The sequence below is a fragment of the Streptomyces sp. NPDC048483 genome (assembly GCF_040651455.1).
Classification (GTDB): domain Bacteria; phylum Actinomycetota; class Actinomycetes; order Streptomycetales; family Streptomycetaceae; genus Streptomyces.
In genome coordinates, this window is the sequence record NZ_JBEZJZ010000201.1 from 1 (window position 1) to 7696 (window position 7696).

Annotated in this window: 4 protein-coding genes and 1 pseudogene; 3 read left to right on the forward strand and 2 right to left on the reverse strand. The window is 72.5% G+C overall.

Features of this window, described 5'->3' with window-relative positions:
- Window positions 1-389: 389 nt before the first annotated feature.
- Complete coding sequence (locus AB0D04_RS41755; RefSeq protein WP_362712643.1) at window positions 390-1424, reverse strand: LacI family DNA-binding transcriptional regulator; 1035 nt, start codon at window positions 1422-1424, stop codon at window positions 390-392.
- 155 nt (window positions 1425-1579) lie between these two features.
- Here AB0D04_RS41755 and AB0D04_RS41760 point away from each other — a divergent pair, with 155 nt between their 5' ends.
- Window positions 1580-2536 carry an ROK family protein gene (locus tag AB0D04_RS41760; protein ID WP_362712644.1) on the forward strand — a complete coding sequence of 319 codons (957 nt, stop codon included), beginning with the start codon at window positions 1580-1582 and terminating at the stop codon, window positions 2534-2536.
- A 122-nt stretch (window positions 2537-2658) separates the two neighbouring features.
- Window positions 2659-4839, forward strand: coding sequence for a protein kinase (locus tag AB0D04_RS41765; RefSeq protein WP_362712645.1), 2181 nt, complete (start codon window positions 2659-2661; stop codon window positions 4837-4839).
- 85 nt (window positions 4840-4924) lie between these two features.
- On the opposite strand, the pseudogene AB0D04_RS41770 reads toward AB0D04_RS41765, so the two are convergent.
- Window positions 4925-6127 (reverse strand): annotated as a pseudogene (locus AB0D04_RS41770) (glycoside hydrolase family 27 protein); the annotation flags it as partial.
- Window positions 6128-6494: 367 nt separating this feature from the next.
- Between AB0D04_RS41770 and AB0D04_RS41775 the strand changes: the two are divergent.
- Window positions 6495-7529, forward strand: a complete 1035-nt coding sequence (locus tag AB0D04_RS41775; protein ID WP_362712646.1) for an NUDIX domain-containing protein — start codon at window positions 6495-6497, stop codon at window positions 7527-7529.
- Window positions 7530-7696: the final 167 nt, after the last annotated feature.

Here is a 7696-nt window from a genome sequence, read left to right on the forward strand (position 1 = left end):
GCTGTCGGCCGTCCCGCCGTAGGGGTTGTTCGCCGTTGCTCCCCCACTGCCTGAAGGGCGTGGGAGGTACCCCCAGCGGCGGGCGTGGTGTTGTCGGGTGCGGTGCCACGCCTGCGGACTTCGTCCTGCGGCGTGGCCCCTCCCGTGGGTGGGTGGGAAAACCTGGGTGGGGGCGGGCGTAGTGCGTCCACTGCACGCGCATGATCGCTTACGTACACTTCCACGGGTTTTCTCCACCCCCCAACGGGCAGGTGCCGGGCCGTAGCGGCGGAGCCGTGCAGGTCCGGTGCCGCTGCCGAACAGCCCCGCGCGGCGGCACCAGCCCGCTGCAGGCGCTACGGCGCAACACCCCCACGGTGGGAAAGCCAAAAACGTGGGGAGAAACCCGTCTACGGCGGCGGGATCTCCCCCGAGCCCCGAGCGATCAACCGCGTCGGGATCTCCACCCGCTGCGGCGCGTCGGCGATCCCCTCCAGGCGGCGGAACAGCAGTCCGCCCGCCGTCCGGCCCAGCCGCGCCGCGTCCTGGGCGACGACCGTGATCGCGGGCCGTACGAGATCGGCAAGTTCGAAGTCGTCGAAGCCCACCAGGGCGACGGGGCGCGGCCGTTCGCCCAGGACGCGTACGGCGGTGACCGTGACGCGGTTGTTGCCGGCGAACAGGGCGGTGACCGGCTCGGGGGCGTCCAGCATGGCGGTGGCCGTGGCCCGGACCCGCTCGGGGGCGGTGGAGCCCAGCGCCACCCAGGACTCGTCGACCGGCAGTCCGGCGGCGTCCATCGCGGCGCGGTAGCCGCGCAGCCGCTCCTTCGCGGTGTGGATCCGCGGCTGGTCGCCGATGAAGCCGATCCGGCGGTGGCCGTGCGCGATGAGATGGGCGACCGCGTCCCGGGAGCCGCCGAAGCTGTCGGAGAGCACCACATCGGCGTCGATCCGGCCCGCCGGGCGGTCCACGAAGACGGTCGCGATGCCCGCCGCGATCTCCGGCTCCAGATAGCGGTGGTCGTCACCGGCCGGGATGACGACCAGGCCGTCCACCCGCCGCGCGCACAGTGCGAGCACCAACTCCTGTTCCCGGGCCGGGTCCTCGGCGCTGGAGCCGTTGATCAGCAGCGCGCCGTGGTCGCGGGCGACCTCTTCGACGGCGCGGTTGAGGGGCCCGTAGAAGGGGTCGGCGAGATCCTCCAGGACCAGGCCGATGCTGGCGGTACGGCCCTTGCGCAGGATGCGGGCCGAGTCGTTACGGCGGAAACCCAGGGCGGTGATGGCTTCCTGGACCCGGCGTTCGGTGTCCGGGGTGACGCCCGCCTCGCCGTTCACCACGCGGGAGACCGTCTTGAGGCCGACCCCGGCGCGCGCCGCGACATCCTTCATCGTGGGCCGGGTGCCGTAGCGACGAGAGGTGCCCTGCGCGGTGTCCGTCACGGTGTGCGGTCCTGATTCTGTAGGGGGCGGCCGGAGCTGTCGGGGGGTGCCGTCGAGCATAGCCCCTGGACAACGTTGTCAACTGCGGCAAGACTGGCGTTCTCGCGCCGGGACGATCCACCCCGGCCCCGGGCCCACCAGGAGATTCGACACCGATGCAGACGGACCTCAGCGCAGCGCTCGACATTGGCGGCACCAAGATCGCCGGTGCTCTGGTGGACGCGCGCGGCAGGCTGATCGTACGGGCCGCGCGGCCCACCCCCGCCGACAGGGACGGGGCGACGGTGATGCGTGCGGTGGCCGAGGTGGTCCGGGAGCTGGCCGCGGGGCCCGACTGGGCGCGGGTGGCGGCCGTGGGGGTCGGCAGCGCGGGCCCGGTGGACGCCTCGGCCGGCACCGTCAGCCCCGTCAACATCCCCGGCTGGCGCGACTTCCCGCTGGTCGCCGGGGTGCGGGCCCTGGCCGGGGAGCGTCCGGTGGTGCTGGTCGGCGACGGTGTCGCGATGACCGCGGCCGAGCACTGGCAGGGCGCCGCCCGCGGCCACGCCAACGCCCTGTGCATGGTGGTCTCCACCGGCGTCGGCGGCGGACTCGTCCTGAACGGCCGGCTGCACCCGGGCCCCACCGGCAACGCCGGGCACATCGGCCACATCAGCGTCGACCTTGACGGCGACCCCTGCCCGTGCGGCGCCCGTGGCTGCGTCGAGCGGATCGCCAGCGGCCCCAACATCGCCCGCCGGGCGCTGGCGAACGGCTGGCTGCCGGGCCCGGACGGCGACACCAGCGCCGCCGCCGTCGCCGCCGCCGCGCACGCCGGTGACCCCGTCGCCGTCCGCTCCTTCGAACGGGCCGCCCGGGCGCTGGCCGCCGGGATCGCGGCCACCGCGACCCTGACCGAGATCGACATCGCGGTCATCGGCGGGGGAGTGGCGGGCGCCGGAGACGTCCTCTTCGGCCCGTTGCGCACGGCCCTGCGCGACTACGCGACGCTGTCGTTCGTAGCGGACCTGAAGGTCGTACCCGCCCAAATGGGGACGGATGCCGGGGTGGTGGGCGCCGCCGCGGCCGCTGCACAACAGTCCCGTCTCGATGCCTTCGTCCCCTTGGCCTGAGGTCACCACCCAACCCTCTGCGCCCCTTAGTCTGTTGCCGACCACGACGTACTCCGTGAGGCATGCGGCGTACTGGCCGGAACACGGCCATCGGGACACGGGTATCGAGGGGATCGGCGACGATGACACCGGGGGAGCGCGAGCACCACGGAGCGGATGAGCCGGGTGCGCCGCAGGGAACGAGCGGCGAGGCGGCCGCTCCGCCGCCCGGCGACGGCGCGCCCAGGGCGGCCGCCGCGAGCGGCCCCGAGCGCGGTACGGACGCCGATCTGACCGGGCGGGTGCTGGGCGGCCGCTACCGCGTCACCGGCCGGCTCGGCCGCGGCGGCATGGGCGTGGTCTGCCGCGCCGTCGACGAGGTGCTGGGCCGCGAGGTCGCCGTCAAGGTGCTGCGCGCCTACACCGACGCCTCCGCCCCGGAGCTCGCCGATCTGCGCACCCGGATGCAGCGGGAGGCGCGGGCCGCCGCCCGTATCCGGCACTCCGGCGTGGTCACCGTCCACGACGTCATCGACGAGGACGGCCGCCCCGTCATCGTCATGGAGCTGGTCGAAGGCCCCTCGCTGGACGACGCCCTCCGACAGCAGGGCACCCTCGAACCCCGGGAGATCGCCCGCATCGGCGCGGAAGTGATGGACGCGCTGGACGCCGCCCACCAGGTGGGCGTGCTGCACCGCGATGTGAAGCCCGGCAATGTGCTGCTGGACCGATGGGGGCAGCTCCCCGGCCCTTCAGGCTCCGGGGGAGGGCGGGTGGTGCTCACCGACTTCGGCATCGCCAGCATCGAGGCCCCCGGCGACGGCGCCACCACCAACATCACCCGCAGCGGCGAACTGGTCGGCTCCCTCGACTACCTGCCGCCCGAGCGCGCCCAGGGCCAGGACCCCACCCCTGCCTCGGACATCTGGTCGCTGGGCATGACGCTGTACGCGGCCGTGGAGGGCAGCGGCGCGCCGTTCCGCCGCACGTCGGTGTGGTCCACGCTGACCGCGATCGTCACCGAGCCGCTGCCGGAGCCGCAGCGGGCCGGGCCGCTGGCGCCCGTCCTGCATGCGCTGATGGCCAAGAACCCGGCCGACCGGCCGTCCGCCGCCCAGGCGCGGAGCATGCTGAAGGCGGTGGCCGAGGGGCGCGAGCCGGCGGCCGTGCCCATGCCGGGCGCGCCGGATCTGCCGACCGCGACGGACATCCGGGTGGTCCCGCCGCCGCCTCCGCCGCGGGAGTTCCCGCAGGGGGAGACTGGGCAGGGCGGGGCCGCGGCCGGTGGTCCGCCGGCCGCCGGTGCCGCGCCGGCCGGTTCCGTACCCGGCGGTGCCGCGCCCACCGGTCCGGCCAACTCATCTGCACCGCCCGCCAGTTGGCTCTCCGGCGGCCCGGGTTCGCAGGGCGCCGCCACACCCCCGCCCGAGTCCGGGACCCCCACCCCCGCCTCCGCCATCAGCCCCGGCTTCGACCCGCCCGGTGTGGTGAGCGGCCCGGCCGTCGGCAGCACCGGCACCCATCCTCAGCTGCGGAACCCGTCCGAGGGCGACACCGAGCGGCTGCCCGCCCGACGGCGGCGCCGGATGCTGCTCGCGGTGGCGGCGGTGGTCGCCGTCCTCGCCACGGGCGGCGGTGTGACGTACGCGCTGGTCGGCGGAGGCCCGAGCGACAAGGTCGCGGACGGCGGACGGCACTCGGCGCCACCGGCCAAGAAGCCGACGCCGGCCGGCAACCCGAGCCCCTCCGACAGCAAGGACCCCGGCAAGGGGGACAGCAAGGGCAAGGGCACCGGCCCCTCGCCGTCCGCCTCCCCCAAGCCCTCCGGCGACCCGACCGGCAAGAACCCCAAGCCCGGTGCACCGGGCGGGAGTTCGGGCGACCAGACCGGTGGCGGGAGCACGGGCGGCGATGACGGCGGCCTGTTCGGCGGTGCCTCCGGCGGCTCGTCCGGCGGGACATCCGGTACGTCCGGTGGGAACAGCGGCGGTGGCAGCGGCAGCGGCAGTGGCGGCAGCGGCGGCGGTGAGCCCACCCAGGGGTCCTCGTGCGCGTCCATCGGCGGCGGCAAGACCAACTGCGATGTCTGGCGTACGGCGAACTCGTACACCGCGTCCTTCCAGCAGGTCGGCACGCTGAACATGGGCACCAACTACTTCTACTGCCAGGCGAAGCTGGGCCGCCGCGAGACGTACGGGAAGTGGACGAACGTCTGGTGGGCCAAGACCGATGACGACAGCGGGAACACCGGTGTCTACATCAGCGTCGTCTACCTCACCGGCGGGGAGAACGACCAGCCGATTCCGGGGCTGCCCGTCTGCTGACGGGCAGCCGGTACGGACCGACGTCCTACCTCCGACGTCCTACCTCCGACGTCCTGCCTCCTGCCTCCTACTTCCGGTCGTCGGTGGCGGAGACCCGGTAGACGGTGGTGCCGTGTGCCGGGACGGTCGCGGAGATGGTGCCCGCGGTGTGGGAGTCACGGTGCTGCCACAGGTCGCGCAGCCGGTAGCGCTCCGCCTGGGGGAGGCCCGCGTCTTGGGTGGTGGTGGTGATCGTCTGTGGCCGGTCGGTCTCGTTGAAGAGGGCGACGGCGCGGTCACCGTCCGCCAGTTGCTTGACGAGTGTCCAGCGGCCGGACTCGGACGCCAGGACCGTGGCCTGCTTGCCCAGCGCGTCCTGGTCGAGGGCGATGACGTCCTTGTTGTCCAGGATCGTGAAGGTCTCGGGGGTCGCCTTGCGCAGATCGGAGCCGATCAGCAGCGGGGCGGACATCATCGACCAGAGGGAGAAGTGGCTGCGGTATTCGGTGTCCGTCATCCCGCCGTTGCCGACCTCCAGCATGTCCGGATCGTTCCAGTGCCCGGGACCCGCGTACGGGGCCAGCGGCAGGTTCTGCTTCAGGATCCCGAGCATGCTCGACCAGCTGTCGTCGATGTCGCCGGTCGTCCGCCACAGATGTCCCACGTCCGACGCCCACTCCCAGGGCTTGTTCTCGCCCCACTCGCAGATGCTGAAGACGAGGGGCCGCCCGGTGGCCCGCAGCGCGTCCCGCATGGTGCGGTAGCGCTGCTTGGCGTCCACACCCTGGTTGTTGCAGTTGTCGTACTTGAGGTAGTCCACGCCCCAATCGGCGAACTGCCGGGCGTCGGAGGCCTCATGTCCCAGGCCGCCGGGGAACCCGTTCTCGTTGCAGGTCTTGGTGCCCGCGCTCGTATAGATGCCGAACTTCAGGCCCTTGGAGTGGACGTAGTCGGCAACCGCCTTGATGCCGTGGGGGAAGCGCGCCGGGTCCGGCACCAGCTTGCCGTCCGCGTCCCGCTCGGGCAGCGCCCAGCAGTCGTCGAGATTGACGTAGCGGTAGCCCGCGTCCTTGAGGCCCTTGGTGAGGAAGAGGTCGGCGATGCCCTTGACCATCTCCTCGTTGAACTCCGCCCGGCAATGGGTGGAGTTCCAGTTGTTGAACCCCATGGGCGGTGTCTTGGCGAGTCCGTCGGGCAGCCGGGGCGCGGACGCGGCGGCCGCGGCCGGCGGAGCGCCCGGACCCGCCGTGCTCAGCCCTGCCGTGCAGAGCAGCGCGGCGGACAGTACGCCGATGATTCTTCCGTGCATGATGCGCGTCCTCCGTCTTCGGAAGAGGTGTGGGGAGTTGTGGAGAAAGTCATGTACCCGTCACTGGCGAGTGTTTACTGTAGTTCGGTTCTGTTTGATTCCGCCATGGTTCCGTCATGAGCCCCACGCTTCGGGCGACTTGGCCAAGAAGGCGTCACAGGTGCCCGCTCACCGCTCTATGAGCCGCCGTCATATGCGGCAGATGCCGCTGTGCAGGTGAGGGTTTCGGTACAGGAGGGGCGGGGGAGCGCTTGTTTGCCGGGGGCTTCGCGACGGGGGATGCACCGACCGGCATCCCGTCCTACCGAGCGTTTCCGTGGCAGGGTGTTGCGGGCAACTCACCTGGGTCTAGGGAAGAGGGGACACCGTGATCGTCTGGCTGAACGGCACGTTCGGTGCGGGCAAGACCACTGCGGCGCATGAATTGCTCGACCTGCTTCCCGGAAGCACGCTCTACGACCCCGAACTCCTCGGCAGCGGACTGCGGTTGATGCTGCCGGCCAAGCGGTTCGAGGAGATCGACGACTATCAGGACCTGCCGTCCTGGCGGCGGATGGTCGTGGACACCGCCGCGGCGCTGCTCACCGAGGTCCCGGGCCCGCTGGTGACCCCGATGACGCTGCTGCGCCAGGAGTACCGCGACGAGATCTTCGGCTCCCTCGCGGCCCGCCGGATTCCCGTACGGCATGTTCTGCTGCACGCGGAGGAAACGATCCTGCGGCAGCGAATAGCCCAGCGTACCGAGCCCGCGGGCGACCCCGGGGCCGCGGCGTCCGTACGCCGGTGGTGTCTGGAGCACTTGGTCCCCTACGCCGGCGCGCTGGAGTGGATCAAAGGCGATGCGCATGTCGTCGACACCACCCGGCTCACGCCCCGGCAGACCGCCGAACACGTCGCCGAGGCGGTCCGTACCGGCGCCGGCGCCTGCGACATCGTGCAGACCCCCGAGCCGACCGCGGAGACCCTGGCGGCCGGTGTGCTGCTCTTCGACGACGAGGACCGGGTGCTGCTCGTCGATCCGACCTACAAGCCCGGCTGGGAATTTCCCGGCGGCATCGTGGAACCGGGCGAGCCGCCCGCGCACGCCGGAGTGCGCGAGGTCGCCGAGGAACTCGGCATCCAGCTGCCCCGCGCCCCCCGGCTGCTCGTCGTCGACTGGGAAGCGCCCAAACCGCCCGGCTACGGCGGCCTGCGGTTACTGTTCGACGGCGGCACGCTTACCGGCGAGCGGATACGGGACCTGCTGCTGCCCTGCGCCGAACTGCGCGACTGGCGCTTTGTGACCGAGACCGAGGCCGAGACGATGCTCCCACCGGTGCGCTGGAACCGCCTGCGGTGGGCGCTGCGGGCCCGCGAGCGGGGGTGTGCGCTCCATCTCGAGGCGGGGGTTCCCGTGGGGTAGCCGGTCCGCTGCGCTTTGCCTGGGCCCCACGTTTTCGGCTTTCCCACCGTTGGGGGTTGCCGCCGTTTCGCCTGCGGCGGGCGGTGCCGCTGCGCGGGGCTGTTCGGCTGCGGCGCCGGGCCTCCGGACTTCGTCCTGCGGCCCGGCACCTCCCCGTTGGGGGTGGG

Excerpts from the sequence above, each read along its gene's own strand:
- AB0D04_RS41765 (WP_362712645.1), top strand. The coding sequence starts at position 2,659 with ATGACACCGGGGGAGCGCGAGCACCACGGAGCGGATGAGCCGGGTGCG.
- AB0D04_RS41760 (WP_362712644.1), top strand. The coding sequence starts at position 1,580 with ATGCAGACGGACCTCAGCGCAGCGCTCGACATTGGCGGCACCAAGATC.